We start from the raw sequence: 25585 nt of genomic DNA, 5'->3' as shown, positions 1-25585 counted from the left end.
GATCCGGTTATATCGGATGGGCGGGACACTCTACTGCGCGCCTGGTCGGACCCTGCCCTGTTCTGCCGCCGCTTCGCGCCATTGTCCCTGCGCGATGCCGTTGAGCGTCCAGTCCCCGATCCGCCACCGCACCAGCCGCAAAGTCGGGTGCCCCAGGGCAGCCGTCATGCGCCTGACCTGTCGGTTGCGTCCTTCGCGGATCGTCAGGCTCAGCCAGCAATCCGGCACGCTCTTGCGAAACCGGACCGGGGGATCGCGGGGCCAGAGGGGGGGCGCGTCGATGCGTTCGACCTGCGCGGGCAGGGTCAGGCCGTCCTTCAGGCGCACGCCACGCCGCAGCGCCGCCAGCGTCGCCCCGTCCGGGTCCCCCTCCACCTGCACGAGATAGGTCTTGGGCATCTTGAAACGCGGGTCGGCTATCCGCGCCTGCAGGCGGCCGTCGTCGGTCAGCAGCAACAATCCCTCGCTGTCGAGGTCGAGCCGGCCCGCCGGATAGAAGCCGGGGCGGTCGATATAGGCGGCCAGCGTCGGACGGGGCGGGCCCGTCCGTTCATCGCTGAACTGGCAGAGCACGCCATAAGGCTTGTTGAACAGGATCAGCGCCATGACGGATCAGTCCGCATCGAACGCCAGGCTGCCCTGGTCGATCAACGCCGCAACCAGCGTGACCACGGCGGCGGAGGCCGCGAGTTCCGCATCCACGACCATGGCCGGTTCCATGCACAGCCCCTCGGCCAGTCGCGCCGTGTCGCCGTCGCAATCGAAGCCATGGCCGTCCACGAACAGCAGCAGTTCCGGCTCTCCCTGGCGGATGAAGGAAAAGCGGCTGGCGGGATTGCGGCTGAGCGGCACGCCCTGAGCCAGAAGGGCGCGCACCGTCGCTTCGTCCGCCGGCTCATCCGGCCGCCAATCCATGTCCGCCGACTTGGGCAGGCTGTTGTAAAGGCCGAACCAGCGGGCGAAGGCGCGGCGGTCGGACAGCGCCTCCAGCACCATGGCATGCATCCGGTCGAGGGCCGACGCCGCGATCTCACCGGCATTGGGCTGGATGATGAGGTCGGGATCGGCATAGCGATCCTCGTCCACCATGTCGTCGGCCTGATGCCGGCACCAGTTTTCGATTAGTTCGGCGCGGGACGGCGCGCGGAAGCCGATGGAATAGGTCATGCAGTCCCCGCCCACCGCCACGCCGTCATGCGTGAAGCAGGGCGGGACATAGAGAATGTCTCCGGGTTCGAGGACATAGTCCCCCGTCGCCTCGAAATCGGGGATCAGGCGCAGGTCGTCATGCGGCAGCAGCGGCGTTGCGGAATCGCATCGCGGGCCGACGCGCCAGCGCCTCTTGCCCAGGCCCTGCACCAGGAACACGTCATATTGGTCGAAATGCGGCCCGACGCCGCCCCCGTCGGTAGCATAGCTGACCATCACATCGTCGATGCGCCAGTCGGGTATGAAGCGGAAGGGTTGGATCAACGCCGCGACATCGGGCACATGATGGTCGACCGCCTGCACCAGAAGTGTCCAGGCGTCGCCGAGTTCGGTGAAACGATCCTCCGGCAGCGGGCCGCTTTCCATGGCGAGCCTATCCGCCTGCCGGGTGATGAGGCGCGATTCGACGCCCTCCTCGCAGGCGAAGCCGGCCAGCTCGTCCGGCTCCAGCGGGTTGCGCCACGCGCTCCACGGGTTGCGGATCAGCAGCGGGCGCTTCTGCCAATGGTGGCGCAGGAACAGGTCAATGTCGAAACGGGCGAGGTGCATGCCCCGCCCATGCGCCGTCCTGCACCCGCTGTCAAAGAAAGGAACCGCGCCAGCGCGCCGTTCAGACGGCCCAGTTCAGGTAGAAGTCCTTGAGCGCGTGCGCATCATGGAGGGCGTTGTGCGGCATCCGGCTGTTGGACGCGGCGCTGAACCCCGCGCCGTTGATGAGTTCAAGGCGCAGCCCGTCCAGCCTGATCATCTCGGCCGGGCCGGTCACGAGCAGGGCGCAGAAATGGGCGAGGTCATCGGGCCAGTCGGCGATGATAAGCGGATCGCGGTCATGCGCCAGATAGGCTTCCAGATGCTGGGCGGCCTCCACCCGGTTCAACTGATGGTCGACGCCCGGCGGCACGAAGCGCAGATAGGGAATCACATTCTTCTCCACCCAGGGATGGATTTCGGCCGGCAGGGGAAGCGAGACGTAGAAATCCTGGTCTCCAATTTCGGGGACGAGCGCCAGGCTGATGAGGTCGCCGCCGAAGCCGTTGAATTCTGTATCGAGGAAATATCGCATCTCGCTCCTTTGACGCCGCGCCGCATTGCCGTAAAGCCCCCGCTGGCGGCGGACCCGCCGGGAGTAGTTGGTATGCAGGCACGCGAATTCATCGGAACGGCGCAGGTTCCCGGCGGGGAGGAACTGACCCTCTATCGCCGAGGCGGGGATTTCATGATCGTGCTCGACCGCAACGAACTGATGAGCAGCCGGATGAGCGGGTCGGAAGAGGCGCTCGCCAATCTGAGCTGCGAACGGCTGCGCGGCCGGGCGCGCCCGCATCTGCTGATCGGCGGCTATGGCATGGGCTTCACGTTGCGCGCGGCGCTGGCGGCGCTCGACGGCACGGCAACCGTCACCGTGGCGGAACTGGTGCCGGAGATCATCCAGTGGGCGCGCGGGCCGATGGCGGAACTGGCCGCGGGTTGCCTGGACGATCCGCGCGTGCGGCTGGTCCAGGCTGATGTGGCCGATCTGATCGGCACGGCGCGGGGGCTGTACGACGCCATCCTGCTCGACGTCGACAATGGGCCGGACGGCTTAGTGCGCCAGGCGAACGACCGTCTCTATTCGGCGCAGGGGATCGCGGCTGCGATCGCCGCGCTCAGGCCCGGCGGCATATTGGCGATCTGGTCCGCCGCTCCCGATGCGAGCTTCACCCGCCGCCTTTCCCGCGCTGGCCTGACGGTCGAAGAGGTTGCCGTGCGCGCCCGCAGCAACGGCAAGGGGCCACGGCACGTCATCTGGTTCGCCACGAAAAGAGCGTCCCGATAGCGCAAACGTCCGGGGTGACCCATGAACAGGGTCAGCGCGGCATGGGAATGCGCCTGCACGAACAACAGCAATAATGGTTCCGTCCTCTCATAAAAAAATCCCGGCCTCACGATCCGATGAGAAGGATCGTCCGTCATACGGGCTTATCGGCGACGTCGCTGGTGCAATTGTGCAACAAGGACAAGCTGTTGCGACCAATGAAGACCGACCGGCGGTTTACGCGGGACTATTCGAATTCTAAGTGCGGCACCCTCTGGATTTCGAAGCTTCTCGAAGGATATTGACTTGAAGAAGATCATCGCCATCGCCGCCGTCGCGGCTTCTTTCGCCTCTCCCGCCTTCGCGCAGGACGCGGTGCGCTCCAACTTCTCCGGCCCCTATGTCGGCGCCGTCGTGGGTGCCGACCATGCCGATCTCGGCGCGGACGCGCATGACACCGGGCTGCTCTATGGCGGCGTCATCGGCTATGACATCAACCTGCGGGGCGCGGTGTTCGGCATTGAAGGCGAATATGCCGATTCCGACACCAAGGATTCGAGCACCGACGTCTTCGTCGCCGGCGATCGCGTCAGCGCGCGCACCGGCCGCGATCTCTATGCCGGCATTCGCATCGGCGGCCAGGTTGCCGAAAATGTGATGCTCTATGCCAAGGGCGGCTACACCAACGCCCGCGCCAAGGGTTCCTATCAGAACGGCGCCACGATCCAGACCGCCTCGGGCAACCTTCAGGGCTATCGTCTGGGCGCTGGCGTCGAAACCAATGTGATGGGTTTCCTTGCCCGCCTCGAATATCGCTATTCGAGCTATGAGCGCGTCTTCGACGTGAAGCCCGAGCGCCACCAGGCTGCGCTGGTCGTCGGCTATCGCTTCTGACTTGGACGCGGGAGCGGCGCCCCATCGGGACGCCGCTCCCGCGGCATCTGGTTTGCCCGTTCAGCGAAATGATCTGGCGAGGATGACCAGCGTCGGATCGCCTTCCACCGGTTCGACCGCAAAGCCCTTTTCCCGCTCCAATTCTATGGTGCCGTGATTGTCGCGGCTCTCGATCGAGATCACCCGCCGCACGCCGCGCTTCTGCGCCTCGCCGGCCAGATGGTCGAGCACCGCCCAGCCGACGCCCCGGCCCTTATAATCCCCGCGCACCGATACGGCGACTTCGGCCGTGTCCATCGCATTGTCGCAGGCCAGGATGCCGGAGGCGACGAGTTCGCCCGTGGCGCCATCGAACGCCAGGATGCTTTCGCTGCGGAAATGGTCGGCATGGATCAGCGGGTCGAGTTGCTCATGACCGACATGGGGCACGGCGGAAAAGAAGCGGAAGCGTCGGTCCTCGTCGCTGACCTTGTCGAAAAAGGCCGCGAGCAGCGTCTCGTCGCTTTCCTCCGCAGGCCGGACATGGAGCTGGAGGCCCGACCGGGTCGGCAGGCTGAGGATGGTCTTGGCGTCGGTCATGAAACTGTCTCCCTTGTCAACGGCGCCAGAGTAGCTGTCGGACCGACGGCGCACCTTGATCCTCGACAATCTGGAAGGATCAGGGTGCGCCGGCAGGGAACCTCCAGGCCTTTGCTTTACCGCGTTTTCCAAGCCAGCAGATGATCCCGTCTGCTGGGAAAACGCCTTAGGCGTCGATATTGCGCCGGAAGGTTTCGGGCAGGAAGATCATTCCCAGGACGACGGTCGCCGCCGCCACCACCACCGGGTACCAGATACCGTAATAGATGTCCCCGGTCGCCGCGACCATCGCGAAGCCGATCGCCGGAAGCAGCCCGCCCAGCCAGCCATTGCCGATGTGATAGGGCAGCGACATGGAGGAGTAGCGGATGCGGCTGGGGAACAGTTCGACCAGCATGGCGGCGATCGGACCATAGACCATCGTCACCAGCAGCACGAGGTAGAAGAGCAGGGCGACGACGAGCGGCTTGTTGATCTCGGCCGGGTTCGCCTTGCCGGGATAGCCGACCCTGGCGAGTTCACCCTCGACGGCAGGGCGCGCCGCGACGGCAGGCTTGTCGCCCTCCGCCGCCCTGGCCGGGCTGGCGGGCGCGCCGATCAGTTGGGCGGTGAAGGGCGCGATGGCCGCCTTCTTCGCGTCGCCCGAAAGCCGGGACGGGTCGGGCGCCGTGAAGCGCCTGCCGCCGACCGCGACCGTTGCGACTGTGCCGGGCGCGGCGACGACGTTGGTGTAGTTGACGCCCGCCTTGGCCAGTGCGTTCTTGACGATGTCGCAGCTTGTCGTGTCGAACTTGTTCGCGCCGACCGGATCGAACTGGGAAGAACATTCCGCCGGGTCGGCCGTGACCGTGACCGGGGCGGCTGCCTGTGCCCGGGCCAGCGCCGGATTGGCGGCGTCGGTGAGCAGGTGGAAGACCGGGAACAGCGTCAGCGCGGCCAGGGCGCAGCCCGAAAGGATGATGGGCTTGCGGCCGATGCGGTCGGACAGCCAGCCGAAGAACAGGAAGAAGGGCGCTGCCATGAGGAGCGCGATGATGATGAGCGTGTTGGCGGTCAGGCCGTCGATCTTCAGCATCTTCTCCAGGAAGAACAGCGCGTAGAGCTGGCCGCAATACCAGACCACCGCCTGGCCCGCGATCGCGCCGAAAAAGGCGATGAAGACGATCCTGAGGTTCTTCCACTCACCGAAGGCTTCCTTGATCGGGGACTTGGAGCCTGTGCCCTCCGCCTTCATTTTCTGGAAAACGGGCGATTCATGCAGCTTCAGGCGCAGCCAAAGGCCAAGGACGAGGAACAGGCCGGAGACCAGATAGGGAATGCGCCAGCCCCATTCCTTGAACGCTTCCTCGCCCACGCCCGTGATGGGCGATCGGACGGTGATCACGATCAGCAGCGCCATGGCGAGCCCTGCGGTCGCGGTGATCTGAATCCAGCTCGTGTAGAAGCCCCGCCGGTTGTCGGGCGCATGCTCCGCGACATAGGTCGCCGCGCCGCCATATTCGCCGCCCAGCGCCAGCCCTTGGAACATGCGCAGCACCACCAGCATGATCGGCGCGGCGACGCCGACCGACTTGTAGGTGGGAAGGCACCCGACCAGGAAGGTGGACAGGCCCATGACCAGCAGCGTGATGATGAAGGTGTAGCGCCGCCCGAACAGGTCGCCGATGCGGCCGAAGACGAGGGCGCCGAAGGGACGGACGATGAACCCCGACGCGAAGATCAGCAGCGCCATGATGAAGGAGGTGGTCGGGTTGAGGCCCGTCAGGAACTGCGCCGCGATGATCGCGGTCAGCAGCCCGTAGAGGTAGAAATCATACCATTCGAACACGGTGCCGAGCGAGCTGGCGGTGATGATCAGCTTTTCGCTTCGCGTCGCTTCATGATGTTTTGGCAGTCCGTCATATGTCGAAGCCATAACCGTCCCTCCTGTCAGAAATTATATTTCGCCGCGACGTCGAACCGGTCGACATGGCCGTTGAGATCGTTGACGAGCCGGCGCTCGCCATGCCGGTACTCGATGCCGAGATCGACGTTCTTCACCGGGGAATAGAAGAGGTTGCCGGCGACGCTCCACGCCTGGCGATTGAACATCGCTATGCCCGAAGTCGTCGCCGGATCGAGATCGTCGGCGTAGGAGATGCGCTGATAGCTGGCGATCAGGTTGACGCGCCATTGGTCGTCCAGCGCATAGCGGCCCGCGCCGAACAATGCGAGGTTGCGGACGCGGGCGAGTTCCCCATTGGCCTGGAGGACCGCGTCCGTGCCGAAGTTCAGGCCGAGATAGCGGCCGATCCCTTCGCCATAGCTTGCCTGGAACCGGATGTCGCTGCCATGCCTGTCGTCCAGGAAGATCTTGCCGGCGGCGCTGATGCCCCATCCCAGGCGGGAATCGACGATATGGGCTGCGCCCGTTTTCGCATTGTCGACGCGCAACTGGCGGCCCAGCACCGCAAGGTCGAGGAAACCGAACCCGCCCGCATATTCCAGCCGCCCGGTGATGTCGGGCGCATGGTCCTCGCCATTTTCGACGAGGGCGGGTGCGCCGACGGTGGCGGAAGCCGTTTCCGGATTTTCCGCCGCCAGATGGAAGGTGAGGCCGTGGCCCAGCGGAAGGCTGTAGCGCACCATCGGCTGGCGCACGAAGATCAGGCCGTCGACGCCCCCGACATAGTCGGTGCTCTCCGGGAAGATTGCGGGGTTGGAAAAATTGGTGAAATCCTGCCCGAAGGTCCAGCGATCGAGCTGGATGAAGGCGCGCCGCATGGCGAGGTCATAGGCGTTGGTCGTGCGCTGCGTGCCCTGGCCCAGCGCCTGGGGCGTGCCGGGCGCGGCCTGGAAGTCGAATTCGATATAGGCCTTCAGCGCATGCTTGCCGAGCTTGGTCGTGGCATCCACCCAGAAGCGCGTCTGCTTGGCCGAGAAATCGGTGACATGGGTGGGGGAAGTCGGGGAGGCGGGATTGAAGACGGGAATGGACTGCGGCAGATAGAGGTCGCGCCCCAGCGTGTTGCTCGGATCGTCGCCGCCGCTGTAGCGGGCGCTGCTCGCGAGCAGCTTCACATAGCCGGACAGGACGACATTGCTATTGCCAGAGCGGAAGCCAAGCCTGGGCGTGCCGTCCGCCAGTCGGCTCATCTGCGCCGAAGCCTCCTGGCTCTTGCGGGTGGCGTCGGCGGCGGCGGCGCGGGTTTCGTCCTGCTGGCTGCGCGCGGCGGCGAGTTCCGTCCGGAGCTGGGTGATCTCGCTCTCCATCCGTTCCAGACGCGCGGCGAGATCCGCCTCCTTCATGGTCTGCGCGCCGGCCAACTGGGGCGCGGCGAGCGCGCTCGCCCCCAGCAGCACGCGCAATAATGGCCTGTTCGGCTTTGGCATCGACCTCTCCAGGATCCGGCTTGTGTTCCGGCTATGGTCAGGATCGCGCATGCCGCCGTGGCGCGACAGCCGAACCATGGTCGGACATGTTCGACCTTCGTCGGGGGTCCGATGTGCGCCTGCGGCAATTAGGATGCCGCCCACGGATCGGTAGCGATCAAGGAGAGGAGTGCGAGACTATGGACCAGGGCATTTACCCCGTTCCCAACCACTGGGCGAACGAAGCGCTGGTCGACGCCGCGCGATACCGGCAGATGTATGCGCGCTCGATCACCGATCCGGATGGCTTCTGGGCGGAGGAGGCGCAGCGCCTGGACTGGATGCGTCCTTTCAGCCAGGTGAAGGCGACCAGTTTTTCGGCGGAGGATTTCGGCATAAGCTGGTTCGCTGACGGCACGCTCAACCTGTCCGCCAATTGCCTCGACCGCCATCTGGCGGAGCGTGGCGACGCCATCGCGATCCTCTGGGAGCCCGACGATCCGGCAGAGCCCGAACGGCGCATCAGCTATCGCGCGCTGCATGAGGCGGTATGCCGCTTCGCCAATCTGCTGAAGGCGCGGGGCGTCAGGCGGGGCGACCGCGTCACCCTCTATCTTCCCATGGTGCCGGAGGCGGCGGTCGCGATGCTGGCCTGCGCGCGGATCGGCGCGATCCACTCGATCGTCTTCGCCGGCTTCTCGCCCGAAGCGCTTGCCGGCCGCATCGAGGATTGCGCGAGCCGCATCGTCGTCACCGCCGACGAGGGCCTGCGCGGCGGCAGGAAGGTTCCGCTGAAGGCGAATGTCGACGCCGCCCTCGCCCATTGCGCGGATGTCGATACCGTCATCGTGCTGCGCCGCACCGGCGCCGATGTGGCGATGGTCGGGGGGCGCGACATCGACTGGGCCACGGCGGTGGAAGCCCAGCCCGCGGAGTGCGAGCCGGAGGAGATGGGCGCGGAAGACCCGCTCTTCATCCTCTATACCTCCGGTTCGACGGGCAAGCCGAAGGGCGTGCTGCACACGACCGGCGGCTATGCCGTCTGGGCGGCGATGACGCACCAATATGTGTTCGATTATCGCCCCGGCCAGATCTACTGGTGCGCCGCCGACATCGGCTGGGTCACGGGCCACAGCTATGTCGTCTATGGGCCGCTGATGAACGGCGCGACGACCGTGATGTTCGAGGGCGTGCCCAATTTCCCGGATGCATCCCGCTTCTGGCAGGTGGTGGACAAGTTCGGCGTGGAGATTTTCTACGGCGCCCCCACCGCCCTGCGCGCGCTGATGCGCGAGGGCGACGAATGGGTGCGCAAGACCAGTCGCAAGTCCCTGCAGCTGCTGGGCAGCGTCGGTGAACCGATCAATCCCGAGGCATGGGAATGGTATCATCATGTCGTGGGGGAAGGGCGTTGTCCCATCGTCGACACCTGGTGGCAGACGGAGACCGGCGGCGCGATGATCAGCCCGCTGCCCGGCGCAGTCGCGCTCAAGCCGGGCTCCGCGACGTTGCCGATGTTCGGGGTCAGGCCCGAACTGGTCGATGGCGACGGGCGGCTGATCGAGGGGGCGGGCGAAGGCTGCCTCGTCCTCGCGGATAGCTGGCCGGGGCAGATGCGCACCGTCTGGGGCGATCATGACCGCTTCTTCCAGACCTATTTCACGACCTTTCCGGGGCGCTATTTCACCGGCGACGGATGCCGACGCGACGAGGACGGCTATTATTGGATCACCGGCCGCATCGACGATGTCATCAACGTTTCCGGCCACCGCATGGGCACGGCGGAGATCGAGAGCGCGCTCGTCGCCCATCCCAAGGTTGCCGAGGCGGCCGTCGTCGGCATGCCGCACGACCTCAAGGGGCAGGGCATCTACGCCTATGTCACCACCAATGCCGATGTCGAGCCGGACGACGCCCTGCGCGGCGAGCTGATACGCTGGGTACGCAGCGAAATAGGCCCCATCGCATCGCCGGACGTGGTGCAGTTCGCCCCCGGCCTGCCCAAGACCCGTTCGGGCAAGATCATGCGGCGCATATTGCGGAAGATCGCGGAAAACGACGTTTCCAACCTGGGCGACACGTCGACGCTTGCCGATCCCACCGTGGTCGATAATCTGCTGGCGAACAGACCACGGTTGGAAGAGGCGCAATAGAAACGATTCTCATCGCGGACGACCACCCGCTTTTCCGTCAGGCGCTGGCGGTGGCGGTGATGAAGGTCGCTCCGCGGGCCAGCATCATCGAAGCGGGGACGCTCGCCGGCGCCGTTCAGGCGGCGAGCGGGGCCACGGGCCTGCGCCTCATCCTGCTCGACCTGAAGATGCCGGGCGCGGTCGGCTATTCGGGCATAGCGCTGTTGCATGCGGAACAGCCGGACGTGCCGATCCTGGTGGTTTCAAGCGCGGACGGGGCCAAGGCGGCGGAGGAAGCCCAGGCGCTGGGCGCCGTCGGCTTCCTCTCCAAGGATAGCGACCTGCCCGCGATCGAGGCGGCGATCGCGCGGGCGTTGGGCGGCCACCGGCTCCCGCCCGCTCCGCCGCGACCCGAGGATGCGGTCCAGAAGGAGATCGCATCCCTGACGCCGACCCAGTTGAAGGTCCTGCTGGAGGTGCTGAACGGCAAGCTGAACAAGCAGATCGCGCACGACCTCATGGTGACCGAAGCGACGGTGAAGGCGCATATGACCGCGATCATGCGCAAGCTGGATGTGCAGAACCGCACGCAGGCGGCACTGGTCGCGCGCTCGCTGGGGCTCGATCTCAACCACTGACGCGGGCCAGGAAGGCCGAGATCGCCTCCGGCGCCGCAGGCTTGGCGATGAAGGCGATGTCGAGCATGGCGGCGCGGGTGGCGAGGCTCGCATCGTCCTCCGCCGTGACCAGCGCGGCGGGCAATCCCGGATGCTCCCGCCGCAGCGCCGCGATCAGGGCAAGGCCGTCCTCTTGCGTCCCAAGCTGGAAGTCGACCAGCGCGGCGTCGGCTGCGGACGCGAGCTTTCGGGCGGTCCTGCCTTCGGCGGCGGCCAGCGGCCGATGGCCGAGGCTGGCCAGCAGCGCCTCGGTCGCGGCTACGATCATCGGATCGTCATCGACCACCAGCACGGCCAGACCCCTCGCCGCCGGAAGGGGGGCCTGCGCCCCCGGTGCCGGTGCCGGCGCGGCTGGCCCGGTTGCGGCAGGCATCAGCAGGCTGAACCGGCTGCCCTTTCCGGGCACGGACCGCACCTCGATCCGCCCGCCGAGCAGCCGGACGATGCGGCGTGCAAGGGCGAGGCCAAGGCCGAGTCCCTCGACGTCCAGCGCGCCGAGCCGGGTGAATTCCCCGAAGATCGTCCCGATCTGGTCGGCGGCGATGCCGACGCCGCTATCGACGACGTCGATCCGGATCATCGAACCCCTGCGCCGGACGCCCAGTAATATCCCGCCCTGCTGCGTGTAGCGCAGGGCGTTGGAGACGAAATTCTGGAGGACCGAGCGGAGCAGTCCCGGGTCGGTATCGAGATGGCCGGAAAGGGGACCGGTCAGCAGGCGCAGCCCCTTCTCCTTCGCCATCGGCGCGAATCCTTCAGCAAGGCTGGTGAGAAACGGCGTAAGGTCGATCGGCTCCGGGCTGGGCTCGACACCGCCGGCATCGAGCTTGCTGATGTCGAGGAGAGCGCGAAGCAGCCCTTCCGCCGCCATGATCGCGCTGTCGATGCGTTCGGCAAGGATGTGCGGCGTTCCTTCCACCTCGCGTTGCAGGGCGGCGGTGAACAGCCGCGCGGCGTGGAGCGGCTGAAGCAGGTCGTGGCTGGCGGCGGCGAGGAATCGGGTCTTGTCCTTCGTCGCCTCGGCCAGGCGCAAATTGGTCTCGCTGAGTTCGCGTGTGCGGTCGGCGACGCGGGTTTCCAGTTCCGCCAATGTGCGGCCCAGCTCGTCGCGGATGCGTGCATCCTCGGTGATGTCGATGAAGCTGGTGACATAGCCGCCGCCGGGCATCGGCCCGCCGATGGTCTTGATGACGCGGCCGTCCTTTCGCCGCCGTTCGAAACTGTGGGGCAGGCCGCGGCGCATGTGCCGAAGACGTTTCCTGACGTGGAATTCTATGTCCTCGTCGCCGAAATCGCCCAGCCGCCCATTATGGCGGATCAGTTCCGCGATCGGCACGCCCACCCGCAGGAAGCCGGGAGGAAAGTCGAACAGGTCGAGATATTGGCTGTTCCATGCGATCAGGTTCATGTCGGCGTCGACCACGCTGATGCCGGCATCGATATGCTCGAAGGTCGCGGCGAGCAGTTCGCGGGAGAAGCGAAGCGACTGGCCGCGCTCTCCCAGCAGCCGGGTAACGTCGGAAAGGCTCATCTGCCCCCCGGCCAGTGCCGAGGCGACCAGCGCGCGGGCGGAGGAAGCGCCGACGACGCGCGCGATGAGCGTGCGGGCGCGCTGCGCCGACCGCCTGTCGATGGGCGTGCCCCGCATGGCCGCCGGAAATTCGCGGGCAGCCTCCTCTTCACCGATGAAGCTGGCGGTGAGCTGCGCCAGTTCGGCCAGGTCGGTGATCGGGCGCTGGCTGCCGAGGCGGGGCAGGACGGGCGCCTTCACCTTGCGCGCGGCGACCAGGCCGAAGACCAAAAGGTTCGCGCCCAGGCTCCACGCCACGCCATGCACCAGCGGCGACGCGGCGCCGATGCCGAAGAGGCGCAGGGGATCGGCGGCGCTTCCCTCCAGCGCATCCAGCCAGGCGGGCGGCAATATGGGCGGCAGGGCGAGGGTGTAGAACCAGATGACAAGGCCGACGGCAAGGCTTGCCCGCGCCGCCAGCGCATCGCGACCCGGCGCATAGGTGGCCAGGATCAGGTGCGGCGTGAACTGCGCCATGGCGGCGAAGGCGACAAGGCCGATCGAGGCGAGCGACTGTTCGGCCGAAACCAGCAGCGCCCAGGCGAGCGCCGCCGCGATGATGGCGAGGATGGAGAGGCGCCGCACGAGCAGCATGCGCCGGCCGAGCGCCCCGGCGCCCGCTTCCCCGCCGTTCTCGCGCGCGAGCAGGGTGGGGAAGAGGAGGTCGTTCGAGACCATGGTCGCGAGCGCGGTCGAATCGACCACGACCATCGACGCCGCCGCCGCGATCCCGCCCAGCAGGGCCAGGGCAAGCACGATGCCCTGTCCGGTCATTCCGGGCAGGGCCAGCATGTAGAGATCGGGTTGGGCGCCGCGCAGCAGGCTTGCGCCGGCCAGCGCGATGGGCAACACCATCAGCGCCATCGCGCCGAGATAGGCGGCCAGTCCCCAGCGCGCGCCGACAAGATCGCCCGGTTCCCGCGCCTCAACCAGGCCCATGTAGAATTGCCGGGGCAGGACGATGACGGCCATGGCGGAGATGAGGAAGATGATGCCGACCTCGATCGACAACCGTTCCGGCCGGAAATTGGCGGACAATATGGCGACGCCGCGGCTGAGGTCCGTCGGGTCCGCCTGTCCCAGCAGGACGAAGGCGAGGACGGCCACCGCGGTCAGCGCGACGATCTTGAGGAGGGATTCGATGCCGATCGCATAGACCAGGCCTTCGCTGCGCCCCGCCAGTTCGAACCGGCGGGCGCCGAACAGCATGGCGAACAGCGCCAGCAGCCAGGCGGCGGTCAGCATGGTCAGCGTCGCGACGGGGCGGCCCGTCACGATGGAGATCGCGCTGCCGATGGAGCGGAATTGCAGCGCGACATAGGGCACTGTTCCCAGCAAGGCGATGACCGTGACCAGACGGGCCACGACCACATCGTGACCGAAACGCGCGGCGATGAAGTCGGACACGGTGGTTGCCTGTTCCTCCGCCACCGCCTCGGCCAGCCTGCGCAGGAAACGGGGCGCGACGATCAGCAGGCAGATCGGCGCGAGATAGATGGGGAGGTAATGCCAGCCGTCGCGCACGGCGCTCCCGACCGCGCCGTAGAAGGTCCAGCTTGAGCAATAGACGCCCAGCGCCAGCGCATAGGCGCCGTGGCGCACGTCATAACGGCCGAGCGCAAGGCCGCCGCGCCTCTCGACGATGGTGGCGATCCCGAACAGCAGCAGGACGATCGCGAGCGCGAGAAGGGCCGCCGAAAGCAGACTCATGGCCCATCTCTACTGGCTCGACGACGCCGGAACAATGCGCCGAAGAGGTCGTATTTCCGCCGGTGCGCGGAGCGCCCGGTTCCGGCAATTCCGCCTTATCGGTCGCTGATATTGGAGCCCGTCGCCTGATTATCCGCGCCCGGCGCGTTGGGCGGCACCTCGCCAGATCCGCTGGTCGGCAGCGGTCCTGCGGCGCCATTGCCCGGCGCATCGTCCGCGCGGTTGATGGCCGATCCGTTGACTGCATTCCGGTCGGACGGGGTCTCGCCCGAACAGGCCCCGGCAAGCAGGCTGCCTGCGATCAAAAGCATACGGACCATCCTTTCCTCCTCTCTTGGCATGCGCACCAGCGTCCCGCGAGCCGATCACCGACCTGCGCCTCATCAAACGCGACCGGGCGCCGGGCGATCCTGTCCCATCGATGACGCAGGTTAGGGCGCGGTCGGGTTTCGGGCCCTGCTCCAGGTCTTGGTCTTACCGCCGCCGCAATCGGACGACCGCTTCGTCCAGGGCGGACAGGAAGCGGGACCGGTCGGCCTTCGCGAACGGCGCTGGTCCGCCGACGCCGTCCGCCAGGATGCCGGCGCGCAAGTCCGCCTTGATCGCCCGTACCGCCACGGCATTGCCGATGGAGGCATGGGTGAAGGGCTTGCCCGTGGGCGCGATCACCGCACCGCATCCAGCCTTCAGGCATCGGTCGGCCAGCAGGATGTCCGCGGTGATGATGATCGAGCCGGCGTCCACATGCCCGGCGATCCAATCATCCGCCGCATCGAAGCCCTCGCCCACAACGATGCGGGAGACGAGCGGATGCGCCGGCACCCTGATGGGACTGTTGCTGACGACGATGACCGGCACGCCATGGCGCCAGGCGACCTTGTAGGTCTCCTCCTTCACCGGGCAGGCGTCGGCATCGATAAGGATGTTGGGCGTTTTGGTCTGGGACATGGCTGCCGCTCCATGCACCGCCTGATGGGCGCCGCGCAAGGCGGGATGAATGCGTGATCTAATCCGCCGGGCGCATCGGTTCGCCCTCCGGCGGCATGGCGCCCGTGGGGGGTCGCGACGCCGGATCGGGCGCGTCGATGCTTGAATGGATCATCAGGCCGACGATGACGACAATGCTCAACAGGATCGCCGTCAGCAGCAGGCCCATGCCAAGCCTTCTGCGTCGCCCGCTCATCGCCTGTCTTTGGCGCGGGGCTCGGGCCGCGCCGGCAGTTCATCCAGCTTCGCGAGCAGGTCCTTGAAGAGGTCGTCATCCTGTATGGGAAAGTGCCGCCGGAATCCTTGACCGAGAAGCTCAAGGTCTTTCGCTGTCAGCAGGCCAATGGAAACGATCTGGTCCGGCACGGCATCCTCCTTATCGCTGGGAACTGCGGCGGAGCCCGCAAGTGCCAAGGATTCCACCTGCGACATGAAATCTCTCCCGCTCCCCCGGCAGCAAGCCGGGGGAGCGGGCATTCCCCTTTCAGGAGATGGCCGCCATTTCCTCCTGTCCCGGCGCAGCCGACCCGACCCGCCGGCCGAAGCGGGCATAGAGCGTCGGCAACAGGAACAGGGTCAGCAAGGTTGCGGAAACAAGGCCGCCGATGACCACGGTGGCGAGCGGCTTTTGCACCTCCGCGCCGGGGCCGGTCGCCAGCGCCATGGGCACGAAGCCGAGCGAGGCGACCAGCGCCGTCATGACCACCGGCCTCAGCCGCACCTTGGCGCCTTCACAGGCTGCCTTGCCGCGATCCATGCCGCGCGCCATCAGGTCCTGGATCGACGTCACCATGACCAGCCCGTTGAGCACGGCGATGCCGGACAGGGCGATGAAGCCCACCGCGGCCGAGATCGAGAAAGGCATGCCGCGCAGCGCCAGCGCCAGAACGCCGCCGACCAGCGCGAGAGGGATGCCGGTGAAGACGATCACGGCGTCCCGCACGCTGCCGAGCGCCCCGTAGAGCAGCAGGAGAATGAGCGCGAAGCAGGCCGGTACGACCAGCAGCAGCCGTTCCCGCGCCGATGCCAGATTTTCGAACTGGCCGCCCCATTGGAGATAGGTGCCGGCGGGCAGCCGCACGTCCCGCGCGATCCCCGCCCGCACATCCGCGACGACGCCGGACACGTCGCGCCCGCGCACATTGGCCTGCACGACGATCCGGCGCTTGCCGTTTTCGCGGCTGATCTGGTTCGGGCCGTCGACCAGCGTGATCCGGGCGACGCTTGCCAGCGGCACGAAGGCACCCGCCGGAGTGGGCACCGGCACCTGGCTCAGCGTCTCCAGATCGGTTCGCGCCTCCTCGCTCAGCCGGATCGTGACGGCAAAGCGCCTGTCGCCCTCGAAGATCATGCCCGCGTCGCGCCCGCCCACCGCGGCGGCCAATATGTCCTGCAACACCCGCGCGCTGATGCCCAGCCGCGCCATCGCATTGCGATTGGGTTGCACGTCGAGAATGGGGAGGCCTTCGGTCTGTTCCACCCGCACGTCGGTGGCGCCTGGGGTCCGCCGCAGCACGGCGGCGATGCGATCCGCCGTGCCGCTCATCTGGTCGACATCGTCACCGAAGACCTTGATGGCGATGTCGCCGCGCACCCCCGCGATCAGCTCGTTGAAGCGCATCTGGATCGGTTGGGTGATCTCATAGGCGTTGCCCGGCAGCATCGCGAGCCGCTGCTCCAGCCGTTCGACCAGATCCGCCTTGGCGAGGCGGGGGTCGGGCCATTGCGCGCGGGGCTTCAGGATGACGAAGGTGTCGGTCGCATTGGGCGGCATGGGGTCGGAAGCAAGCTCGGCCGTGCCCGTCTTGGAAAAGACGAAGCGGACCTCGGGCTCGCCCGCGACGACGCGTTCGACCGCGAACTGCATGGCCTGGCTCTGGTCGACCGAAGTGCCCGGAACGCGGACCGCCTGGACGAGTATGTCGCCCTCGTCGAGCTGGGGCAGGAATTCCTGCCCCAGCATCGAGAAGCCGGCGATGGCCGCCAGAAATGCCGCGACCCCGATCCCGATCGTCCGGCTGGGCCGGCGCATCGCCGTTTCCAGCCCCGGCCGATAGCGTGCGTTCAGCCAGGACATGATCCGCCCCTCCTTCTCCTCGACCGGCTTCGACAGCAGCAGGGCCAGCATGGCCGGAACGAAGGTCAGCGAGAGGATGAAGGCGAAGCCGAGCGCGAGGATGACCGTCATCGCCATCGGCGTGAAGGTCTTGCCCTCCACACCGTCCAGCGTGAGGAGCGGGACATAGACGAGGATGATGATCGCCTGGCCGTAGACGGACGGGCCTATCATCTCGCGCGCGGCCAAGGCCACGGCCGACAGCCTTTCTTCAGGGTTCAGCGTCCGGCCACTGTCATGCTGGTGCTCGGCGATCCGGCGCAGGGCATTTTCCACGATGATGACGGCCCCGTCGACGATGAGCCCGAAGTCGAGCGCGCCCAGGCTCATGAGATTGGCCGAGACACCGCCGCGCAGCATGCCGAAACTGGTGAGCAGCATGGTGATGGGGATGACCAGCGCGGCGATCAGCGCGGCTCTGAAATTGCCGAGCAGGGCGAACAGCACGACGATGACGAGCAGCGCGCCTTCGGACAGGTTCTTCGCCACCGTGCCGATCGTCGCGTTGACCAGCGCGGTGCGATCCAGCACGGGCTCTACGATGACGTCGGTTGGCAATGAGGCATTGATCTCGTCCAGTCGCCCGGCGACGGCGGAGGCAACGGCCCGGCTGTTTTCCCCGATCCGCATGACCGCGGTGCCGACGACGACCTCCCGTCCGTTCTCGGATGCGGACCCCATCCGCAGCGCCTGGCCGGTCCGCACCGTCGCGACCTGATGGAGCAGGATGGGAACGCCTTCCCGCGTCGCGATGACCGTTCGGCTGAGATCGTCGGCGTTGCGGATGCGGGCATCCGACCGCACCGTCAGCCCTTCGCCGTTGCGGTCGATGACGCCCGCGCCGACGGCGCTGTTATTCTCCTCCAATGCGGTCGCCAGATCGTTGAGGCTCAGGTTCAGCGCCGCGAGCCGCTGGACATCGGGCGCGACCTGATATTGCTTCACATGGCCGCCGATGGAATCGATGCCGGCGATGCCTGGCGTGTTCTTGAGCAGCGGGGCGACGATCCAGTCCTGCACCGTGCGCAGATAGGTCGCCTGATCGGACTGGCCGACCAGCCGCTCGCCCTCCGGCGTGATATAGCTGCCGTCGGGCTGGATGCCGGGTTCGCCGGGCGAGTGTCGATCATCCTTGCGATGGGCCAGATGGACCGTCCACATATAGACTTCGCCAAGGCCGGTGGCGATCGGGCCCATTTCAGCCGTGACGCCGTCCGGCAGGCTATCCTCCGCGCTGCGCAGCCGTTCGGCAACCTGGGCGCGGCCGAAATAGATGTCGGTGGAATCGGTGAAGACCGCCGTCACCTGGGCGAAGCCATTGCGGCTCAGCGATCTTGTATATTCCAGCCCCGGCACCCCCGCCAGCGCGGTCTCTATCGGGAAGGCGACCTGCTTTTCGACCAGTTCGGGCGACAGCGCGGGCGCGCGGATATTCACCTGCACCTGGTTGTTGGTGATGTCGGGAACCGCGTCGATGGGCAGGCGGCTGAGCGCCCAGCCGCCGATCGCGGCCGCGATGAGGGTGACGAGCAGCACGAACCAGCGCCGCTCGACCGAAAAGGTCACGATACGCCCGATCATGGTTCAATCCTCATGCGTGGCTTCGCTCTTCCCGAGCTCGGCCTTGAGAGTGAAGCTGTTGGCGACGGCGATCTGCTCGCGCCCGGTCAGGCCCGACAGGATCGTGACCGCGTCGCCGCCTGGCCGGCCTGTAGTGACCGGCACGGCCCTGAACCCCTGGGCTGTGCGGACGAAGACCGAGGGCCGCCCTTCGACCGTCTGGACCGCGCCGGACGGCACCGTCATGCCGCCCGATTCGCCCGTCACCGCGATGGCGGCGGTGACGGGTTCGCCGATACGCCACTGGCCGCCGCGATTGTCGATAATGGCCAGCACGGGGACGAGGCGCGTGCTCTCATCGAGCACCGGAGAGACGAAGCCGATGCGTGCGCTGGTCCTGCGGCCCGGCGCGGTGATGTCCACCCGCGCGCCCGGCCGGACGCGGCTCGCATCGCCAGGGGAAAGCGACAGGCGGACCGCCAGTTTAGAGAGATTGGCGACGCGATAGAGTTCGGCATCCTCGGCGACCATCTGCCCCAGCGTCACGGTGCGGGTGATGACCTGGCCACCGATCGGTGCGGCGATGCCCAGCCGGTTGAGCCCACCGCCCCCGCCCCCTGACGCCGCAATCCGCTGCCGGGCGAGGCGCAGCGCGATCCCGGCCTCCGTCGCGGCGGTGCGTGCCGCGACCAGATCCTGTTCGGGCGAAACCCGTTCGGCAAACAGGCGCTGTTCCCGCCGCAAATTGGATTGGGCGAGCGCCAGCCGCGCCTGCGCCGCTTCGGCCTCCGCCTTGAGCGAGGCGATCTCGCGGCTTTCGATCACCGCCAGCATGTCGCCCTTGCGCACCCATTCGCCCAGATTGCGGCTGAGGGCCACGATGCGCCCGCCGATCGCGGCGGAAACCACCTGCGTCCCCTGCGGATCGCCCTCTATGGTGGCGGGCAGGGTGATGGCGCCCGCCCCACCCGGGGTGGGCCGGGCGAGTTCGATGCCCGCGGCGGCGATCTGCTGCGCGGTGAGGCGGATCAGCCCTTCCCCGCCGGCATGCGCCTCCCCTTCGGCATGGCTTTCTTCGGCAGGCTGGTTTCCGCAGGCGGCGACCGTGAATGTCAGGATTGCGGCCATGACGGTCCGCTGGAGGAGGTTCATCGATCGTCTCCCTGATCCGGCGCGCGAGCGGTCAATCGCTCCAGCTGCGCTCGTGCATTGTGATAGGCGAGCAGCGCCTCTATGGCGGCTGCCTTCGTTTCGGTGAGCGTGCGTTCGGCATCGAGCAGGTCGAGCTGACTGAACTTGCCCTCGCGATAGCCGATGCGGGCGATGCGGGCGGCTTCCTCAGCGGCCGCAAGGGCGGGTCCGGTCGCCGTCTCCGCGCCGATGGCGGCGTTCGCGGCCTCGGCCTGCGCCTGGGCTATCGCCTGGGCGACCTCCTGCGCGGTGGCTCGCCGCTGGGCTTCGGCGCGACGCTGCTCCGCCAGGGCCTGCCCGACCGCCGCCTTGCCGCCGTTGAGGAAGGGGAGGGGCAGCGACAGGCTGAAAAGCGCTGCGCTGTCGTTGGTCGCTTCCAGTCGGCGGACGCCCGCGCCCACCGTCAGATCGGGAATGCGCTGGGTTCGGGCAAGCCGCACCTGCGCGCTGCTCGCCGCCAGATCGGCGTTGGCGGCGGCAAGCGCCAGCGTCTCTGTCAGCTCCAGGGGCTGCAACGGGCCGGGGGCTGTGCCGATGCGGTCGAACCAGCCTGCGTCGAGAGCGCCGGGGATCGCCTGCCCGATTCGCTGGGCCAGGATGAAGCGGGCCGTTTCCGCCGACCGTTCCATCCGCACGAGAGCGGCCTGCGCATTGATCCTGGCCAGCTCGGCGCGCTGCACCTCCATGGGCGAGGCGCGGCCGGCACGCAGGCGGACATGAGCGGCATGCAAGCCTTCCCCGGCAATCCGAAGCTGGTCGCGCGCATTCGCCAGCCGCCGCTCCGACGCCGCGGCCTCCGCATAGGCCCGCGTCACCGCGAACCGCAGGTCGACCCGCGCAACCGCCTGTTCGATGAAGGCGCGATCGCGCTGGGCGGCCGCGATGGCAAGCCGGGCCGATCGCTTTCCGCCCAGTTCCAGCGGGAGGGCCAGCGAAGTCGTGGCCTCCAGGCTTTTCGTGTCCGAATAGAGGCCGGTGCCGGCCACATTCTCGGCTTCGACGGTGAGGATGGGGTTCGGCCGCAGACCGGCCGCTGCCTGCGCGGCCCTGGCTGCATCGACGCCGGCCCCGGCCGCGTCCAGCGAAGGGGCAGTGGCGCTGGCGAGATCGAGCGCCTGCTCAAGCGTCAGGCCGGGCGGTGCTTCGGCCGTCGGCGCGGACTTCGCCTGCGCGGCGGATAGGGGTGAGGTGGCGGCAAGCAACGCCGCCAGCAAACGGTTCATGTTCGGAAACTCCTGACAACGGATGACCGCCTGCGCGATGCGCAGGCCGGGCGGCAGTGGTCAGGCGATCGGCGGTCTCAACTCGCTCCGCGGAGGTGCGGCGCCATGGATGGTGGGCGTCCAACGCAGCTTCACCATCCGATGGACCGGACCGGACGTGATTTCCGACATGGCGACAGCGGCCGCGACATGATGCCCATGGCATCCCCCATGTTGGTGAGGATAGGCGCGGTCGGTATCGCCGGACGTCTGTCCCGCATCGCCGCCGTCATGCGTTTCGGCAGCCGCTGGTCCTTCTGCGTCGATGCAATCGATCGGCTCCATCGCATGCGCGACCGATGCCGTCGTAAAGGACAGCGCCAGCGCGAGACAGGCGAATAGGGCGAGCAGCCGGTTCATGCGCCTGCCTTTAACGAGCATTTTCGGGCTGGTTGCAAGGGGAGAACGCTACCCCGCAGCGCGTTTTTCGGCATGGCGATGGATATTCGAGCGACGATTCCGCCATGCGGGCGCCTCATTTCCTGGAGGAAGCGGCTATGTTTTGACGGCTACTGCCTCGTTGAAGCGGAGCGCGGGACGCGAAGCACCGTCAACCGGTGCGGGGGTGAGGCTTGTCGGCCTGAGGCTTATGATCAGGGGTCTCCGTCAGGCATGTTGTTCCTCCAGCGCACGCGTTTGCAGGCGATCTGCCGCTGGCCTGCCTATACGCCTGCTATCGTCCAGAAGGTTCGACAGGACTGACAGGGAAGGGGAGCGATGGTCCGGCTTCCGGACATGCCGGCCTGCGGTCATGGCATCCTCCTGCAGCGGGCTGAGCCGGAGCATGTCCCTGATGCGGTCCGCCAGTTGCCGGGCGCGTTGTGAGGGCTTGGAGGAAAGGGCAACCTCGTAGGAGATGGCTGGCAGGGCCGGCAGCAAGCCGGTGAAGCCGGGTGTCGAATTGTCCGCGAAGAAGCGCGAATGCGCCGTTATCTCGATGCCGCAGGCCACCGCCGCACGAAGCGAGGCAAGTTTGGAGGATTAAACGACGACTTTGAACCGTCGACCCGCCTTGTGAGCGTGGAGAAGATCTTCTCCCGATAGAGGCATGGCTCCTCCTGAACCATCCTATGTCCTCTCGCAACAGGCGCCGAACGCCAAGCTGGTCCGTTGTCCCGAGACCGGGCATGGCTTCCTGTTCCAGGAAATCGAGGACTTCGTTGCCGAAAGCGATCGCTTCCTGGCCTAGGCGGATGGAGCGGCGGCACCGGCTTCCGCCTGTGGAAGCACGACCCATGTGGCAGTCCGGGGCGGTTCGCCCCTCGGGAATCGCCTAGCCCCGCCGCCATTTGTCACGCTCGGCAAAGACGCGGGCGACTTCCTCCATATGTTCCGCGCCCCAATTGGACAGGGGCGCTAGGGCATCGGCCAGGCTGCGGCCCAGTGCGGTCAGCGAGTAATCGACCCGGGGCGGCACTTCCCTATAGTCCGTCCGGACGACGATGCCGTCGCTCTCCAGTTCCTTGAGCTGCTGGATGAGCACCTTGTCGCTCACGCCGCGCACGGCCCGCTTCAGTTCGCCATAGCGATTGGGCGCTTCCAGCAGGAAGTAGATGATCAACGGCTTCCACTTGCCGGCGATCACCTTGAGGGTGGCGTCCAGGCCGCAGGAGAAGCCCGGCATGCAGGATGGTTGCTCGGACATATTTTTGATACTTACCAAAAGGTGCATACTTGTCCATAGGAATGTGCCTCGCCAGCTACGCATCACCTGAACAAGGAGACGCGAAGATGAAGAGATTGAATGGCAAGACGGCGGTGGTGACGGGCGGCGCAAGCGGCATCGGTTTCGCCACGGCGCAGCGTTTCGTGGAGGAGGGCGCTTTCGTTTTCCTCTTCGGACGTCGGCAGGAAGCGCTTGATGCGGCCGTCGCCCGGCTTGGCGGGAACGCGGTCGCCGTGCAGGGATCGGTGACGAGCCCTGAGGATCTCGACCGGCTGTTCGCCGCGGTGGAAGCGCGCCGGGGCCAGCTCGACATCGTGGTGGCCAATGCAGGCACCGGCGAGTTGGTGCCTTTGGGCGAAATCACCCCGGAACATTATGACCGCACGTTCGACGTCAATGTGAAGGGCGCGATCTTCACGGTGCAGAAGGCCTTGCCACTGATGCGGGAGGGCGGCGCGATCATATTGACCGGCTCGACCACCGGAGAAATGGGAACGCCCAGCTTCAGTGTCTACAGCGCTTCCAAGGCCGCCGTCCGCAATCTGGCAAGGAGCTGGGCGCTGGACCTCAAGGGCACCGGCATTCGCGTGAACGTGCTCTCGCCCGGGCCGACGCTCACCGATCTGGCGCTCGACGTCGTCGGCAGGGAGGCTTTCGAGGCATTGGGTGAAGCAACGCCCCTCGGGCGCCTGGGCGATCCGTCGGAGATTGCGGCGGCGGCGGCGTTCCTCGCGTCGGGAGACAGCAGCTTCATGACCGGCGGCGAGCTGTTCGTCGACGGCGGCCTGGCGCAGATATGAGCGGGCGCCGGGCGTCATCGGGGTCTTGACAGGAACAGGCGCCGACCCCCCCTCCCCCGGGGGGCCGGCGCCGTCCGGCAAGCGGGCCTTTCAGATCTGCACTTGCCCGCCGTCCAAGAAAAGTTCGATCCCGTTGATGAAGCTCGCCTCGTCGGAGGCGAGGAACAACACCGCCCTGGCGATTTCCTCCGGCTGTCCGACGCGGCCGGCCGGGATCAGTCCCGCGAGATATTCCTTGGTTCCTTCCGCCTGTTCGCCGCCGCCGAACAGTTCATTGAGGCCGGCGGTCTCGGTCACGCCGGGGCTGACCGCGTTCACGCGGATGCGGCGGTCCTTCAGGTCCAATATCCAGTTGCGGGCGAAATTGCGCACGGCTGCCTTGGTGGCTGAATAGACGCTCAGCGCCGGCGTGCCCGCCACGCTGGTGGTGGAAGCCGTCAGGACGATGGATGCGCCGTCCTTCAGCAAGGGCAAGGCCTTCTGCACGGTGAACAGCACGCCCTTCACATTGGTGTCGAAGGTCCGCTGATAATGGTCCTCGCTGATCGCGCCCAGCGGGGCGAACTCGCCGCCGCCCGCATTGGCGAAGAGGACGTCGATCTGTGCATGGTCCTGCTGGACCGCGTCGTAGAGCCGGTCGATGTCGGCCAGGTCCGCCATGTCGCCGCGAACCCCCGTCACCCTGCCGCCGATGGACCGGACCGCCGCGTCGAGCGCATCCTGACGGCGGCCGGTGATGAACACCGATGCGCCTTCCCCGGCAAAGGCCTTCGCCGTGGCCAGCCCGATGCCGCTCGTGCCGCCCGTGATCACCACCACCTTGTTGTCGAACTTGTCCGTCATCGTCTGTCTCCTTGAGCATTTCGGCGGGATCGCCCTTGCCCGATGGAGATAGATCCGGGACGATAAGGCTTGTAGTCGGCAGATATGGCACTTAGCGTTCCTCCAGAGGAACGGTGATGAAGATTGATCTCAATGACTATGCCTATTTCGCGCAGGTTGTGGCCCATGGCGGTTTCGCGGCGGCCGGCCGCGCCCTGCGCGAACCCAAGTCGAAACTGTCCCGCCGCATCGCCGGTCTGGAGGAGCGTCTGGGGCTTCGGCTGATCGAACGGTCCAGCCGCCGCTTCCGCGTCACTGACACAGGCCAGTCCTTTTATGAGCGATGCCGCACTATCCTGGCCGAAGTGGAACAGGCCGAAGCACTGGTCATGCAGGCGCAGGCCGAACCCCATGGCCGGGTTCGCTTCAGTTGCCCGAACGGTCTCGTCGAAATCGTCTCGGACCTGGTTCCCGCTTTTCTCCGGCGCTATCCCGGGGTCCGCCTTCAAATCGTCGCGACCGACCGGGCCGTGGACCTGATCGAGGAACGCATCGACGTCGCCCTGCGGGTGCGCACGACGCTGACGGGCGATGCGGCCCTCACCATGCGTTCATTGGGGAAATCGACGCGCATTCTGGTGGGCAGCCCGCAATGGGCGAGCCGCCTTGCCGATATTGCCGGACTGGCCGATCTGCCCTGCCTGGGTACGAGCGACGCCGGCGATGAAAGCGAATGGCATCTGGAAACCGACGACGGGCGTTCGCATACCATCCGCTTTGCGCTCCGGCTGGGTTGCGAAGACATGCTGGCGGTGCGGAAGGCAGCGGTCGAGGGCCTGGGGATCGCCCTGCTTCCCGACCATATCTGCAATGCCGCGCTGGCGGAGGGGCAGCTTGTGCATATCCTTCCCGCATGGCGCGGCGTGCAAGGGATCGTGCATCTGGTCTTCACGACCCGGCGCGGCCTGCCCCCGGCGGTCAGGGCCTGGATCGACCATCTCGCCGCCGGTTTCCCGCGGGGGATGCTGGCCGCGCAACCGTGATCGCCCTGGCGTTCCGGCTGTTTCCGCCCCGGCGATCCCGCCGCAGAAAATCCCCGCCCCGGCGATCCCGCCGCAGAAAATCCCCGCCCCGGCGAGCGGGGCGGGGACCGGTGCGACCCGATTCCTTCGTGACCGTTGGCGGACTATCTTTCCCTGCATCATGCGCAAACAACATGGATTAGGCGGTCCGGCGTCCTCGCCCCTCATGTCGGATTTTTACA

24 protein-coding genes are annotated in these 25585 nt (G+C 66.9%); 7 read left to right on the top strand and 17 right to left on the bottom strand.

All coding sequences use genetic code 11. From position 1 onward, the window contains the following. Positions 1-30: 30 nt before the first annotated feature. The 3 genes from EWH10_RS15820 to EWH10_RS15810 form a co-directional block, all read right to left on the bottom strand. Positions 31-606, bottom strand: a complete 576-nt coding sequence (locus EWH10_RS15820; RefSeq protein WP_025550008.1) for a pseudouridine synthase — start codon at positions 604-606, stop codon at positions 31-33. A 6-nt stretch (positions 607-612) separates the two neighbouring features. After that, positions 613-1758, bottom strand: coding sequence for a cupin domain-containing protein (locus EWH10_RS15815; RefSeq protein WP_065846473.1), 1146 nt, complete (start codon positions 1756-1758; stop codon positions 613-615). A 61-nt stretch (positions 1759-1819) separates the two neighbouring features. Next, complete coding sequence (locus tag EWH10_RS15810) at positions 1820-2272, bottom strand: hypothetical protein (protein WP_007686433.1); 453 nt, start codon at positions 2270-2272, stop codon at positions 1820-1822. Positions 2273-2344: 72 nt separating this feature from the next. On the opposite strand from EWH10_RS15810, the gene EWH10_RS15805 reads away from it, so the two are divergent. Further along, positions 2345-3025 carry a spermine/spermidine synthase domain-containing protein gene (locus EWH10_RS15805; RefSeq protein ID WP_025550010.1) on the top strand — a complete coding sequence of 227 codons (681 nt, stop codon included), beginning with the start codon at positions 2345-2347 and terminating at the stop codon, positions 3023-3025. Positions 3026-3310: 285 nt separating this feature from the next. After that, positions 3311-3898: an outer membrane protein gene (locus EWH10_RS15800; protein ID WP_025550011.1), complete on the top strand. Its 588-nt coding sequence runs from the start codon at positions 3311-3313 to the stop codon at positions 3896-3898. Between the two features lie 60 nt (positions 3899-3958). Here EWH10_RS15800 and EWH10_RS15795 read toward each other — a convergent pair whose 3' ends face one another. The 3 genes from EWH10_RS15795 to EWH10_RS15785 form a co-directional block, all read right to left on the bottom strand. Continuing rightward, on the bottom strand, positions 3959-4477 hold the full coding sequence (locus EWH10_RS15795; RefSeq protein WP_044661061.1) for a GNAT family N-acetyltransferase: 519 nt from the start codon (positions 4475-4477) through the stop codon (positions 3959-3961). Between the two features lie 166 nt (positions 4478-4643). Continuing rightward, a complete protein-coding gene (locus tag EWH10_RS15790; RefSeq protein ID WP_065846472.1) occupies positions 4644-6392 on the bottom strand; it encodes an MFS transporter in 1749 nt (582 codons plus the stop codon). A 14-nt stretch (positions 6393-6406) separates the two neighbouring features. Further along, positions 6407-7849, bottom strand: coding sequence for a DcaP family trimeric outer membrane transporter (locus tag EWH10_RS15785; RefSeq protein WP_065846481.1), 1443 nt, complete (start codon positions 7847-7849; stop codon positions 6407-6409). A gap of 179 nt (positions 7850-8028) precedes the next feature. On the opposite strand from EWH10_RS15785, the gene acs reads away from it, so the two are divergent. Together acs and EWH10_RS15775 are read left to right on the top strand one after the other, a co-directional pair. Further along, positions 8029-9981 (top strand): acetate--CoA ligase, encoded by a 1953-nt coding sequence (gene acs / locus EWH10_RS15780; RefSeq protein WP_065846471.1) that lies wholly within the window; start codon positions 8029-8031, stop codon positions 9979-9981. Beyond that, on the top strand, positions 9978-10598 hold the full coding sequence (locus EWH10_RS15775; protein WP_025549456.1) for a LuxR C-terminal-related transcriptional regulator: 621 nt from the start codon (positions 9978-9980) through the stop codon (positions 10596-10598). Before acs ends, EWH10_RS15775 begins: the two co-directional genes overlap by 4 nt. Here the strand turns inward: EWH10_RS15775 and EWH10_RS15770 are convergent. From EWH10_RS15770 to EWH10_RS15735, 9 genes are all read right to left on the bottom strand, one after another. After that, positions 10588-13917, bottom strand: a complete 3330-nt coding sequence (locus tag EWH10_RS15770; protein ID WP_065846469.1) for a PAS-domain containing protein — start codon at positions 13915-13917, stop codon at positions 10588-10590. The two genes, EWH10_RS15775 and EWH10_RS15770, sit on opposite strands and share 11 nt — an antisense overlap. A 95-nt stretch (positions 13918-14012) precedes the next feature. Further along, positions 14013-14237, bottom strand: a complete 225-nt coding sequence (locus EWH10_RS15765; protein ID WP_229742647.1) for a hypothetical protein — start codon at positions 14235-14237, stop codon at positions 14013-14015. Positions 14238-14391: 154 nt separating this feature from the next. Then, positions 14392-14865: a YaiI/YqxD family protein gene (locus tag EWH10_RS15760; RefSeq protein ID WP_065846468.1), complete on the bottom strand. Its 474-nt coding sequence runs from the start codon at positions 14863-14865 to the stop codon at positions 14392-14394. A gap of 58 nt (positions 14866-14923) precedes the next feature. After that, positions 14924-15073 carry a hypothetical protein gene (locus EWH10_RS21795; protein WP_165363373.1) on the bottom strand — a complete coding sequence of 50 codons (150 nt, stop codon included), beginning with the start codon at positions 15071-15073 and terminating at the stop codon, positions 14924-14926. 23 nt (positions 15074-15096) lie between these two features. Further along, entirely contained in the window at positions 15097-15336 is a 240-nt protein-coding gene (locus EWH10_RS15755; RefSeq protein WP_025549459.1) for a hypothetical protein, read from the bottom strand. Positions 15337-15388: 52 nt separating this feature from the next. Beyond that, positions 15389-18601 (bottom strand): efflux RND transporter permease subunit, encoded by a 3213-nt coding sequence (locus EWH10_RS15750; RefSeq protein ID WP_065846467.1) that lies wholly within the window; start codon positions 18599-18601, stop codon positions 15389-15391. A 3-nt stretch (positions 18602-18604) separates the two neighbouring features. After that, positions 18605-19732 carry an efflux RND transporter periplasmic adaptor subunit gene (locus tag EWH10_RS15745; protein WP_025549461.1) on the bottom strand — a complete coding sequence of 376 codons (1128 nt, stop codon included), beginning with the start codon at positions 19730-19732 and terminating at the stop codon, positions 18605-18607. Then, positions 19729-20994, bottom strand: coding sequence for a TolC family protein (locus EWH10_RS15740; RefSeq protein ID WP_025549462.1), 1266 nt, complete (start codon positions 20992-20994; stop codon positions 19729-19731). The genes EWH10_RS15745 and EWH10_RS15740 overlap by 4 nt, the downstream gene beginning before the upstream one ends. Positions 20995-21054: 60 nt before the next feature. After that, on the bottom strand, positions 21055-21393 hold the full coding sequence (locus EWH10_RS15735) for a hypothetical protein (RefSeq protein WP_025549463.1): 339 nt from the start codon (positions 21391-21393) through the stop codon (positions 21055-21057). Between the two features lie 688 nt (positions 21394-22081). Between EWH10_RS15735 and EWH10_RS15730 the strand changes: the two genes are divergently transcribed. Next, positions 22082-22222 carry a hypothetical protein gene (locus EWH10_RS15730; protein WP_197565247.1) on the top strand — a complete coding sequence of 47 codons (141 nt, stop codon included), beginning with the start codon at positions 22082-22084 and terminating at the stop codon, positions 22220-22222. A gap of 84 nt (positions 22223-22306) precedes the next feature. Here EWH10_RS15730 and EWH10_RS15725 read toward each other — a convergent pair whose 3' ends face one another. Then, positions 22307-22678: a winged helix-turn-helix transcriptional regulator gene (locus tag EWH10_RS15725; RefSeq protein WP_025549465.1), complete on the bottom strand. Its 372-nt coding sequence runs from the start codon at positions 22676-22678 to the stop codon at positions 22307-22309. 86 nt (positions 22679-22764) lie between these two features. On the opposite strand from EWH10_RS15725, the gene EWH10_RS15720 reads away from it, so the two are divergent. Beyond that, a complete protein-coding gene (locus tag EWH10_RS15720) occupies positions 22765-23499 on the top strand; it encodes an SDR family NAD(P)-dependent oxidoreductase (RefSeq protein WP_065846466.1) in 735 nt (244 codons plus the stop codon). 90 nt (positions 23500-23589) lie between these two features. Here EWH10_RS15720 and EWH10_RS15715 read toward each other — a convergent pair whose 3' ends face one another. Then, positions 23590-24342 carry an SDR family NAD(P)-dependent oxidoreductase gene (locus EWH10_RS15715; RefSeq protein ID WP_065846465.1) on the bottom strand — a complete coding sequence of 251 codons (753 nt, stop codon included), beginning with the start codon at positions 24340-24342 and terminating at the stop codon, positions 23590-23592. Between the two features lie 116 nt (positions 24343-24458). On the opposite strand from EWH10_RS15715, the gene EWH10_RS15710 reads away from it, so the two are divergent. Beyond that, entirely contained in the window at positions 24459-25364 is a 906-nt protein-coding gene (locus EWH10_RS15710) for a LysR family transcriptional regulator (protein WP_065846464.1), read from the top strand. Positions 25365-25585: the final 221 nt, after the last annotated feature.

This window comes from Sphingobium fuliginis, assembly GCF_004152845.1.
Taxonomy (GTDB): Bacteria; Pseudomonadota; Alphaproteobacteria; order Sphingomonadales; family Sphingomonadaceae; genus Sphingobium; species Sphingobium fuliginis.
Note: the sequence above shows the minus strand (reverse complement) of the source record. Positions and strands in the feature narration are given on the sequence as shown.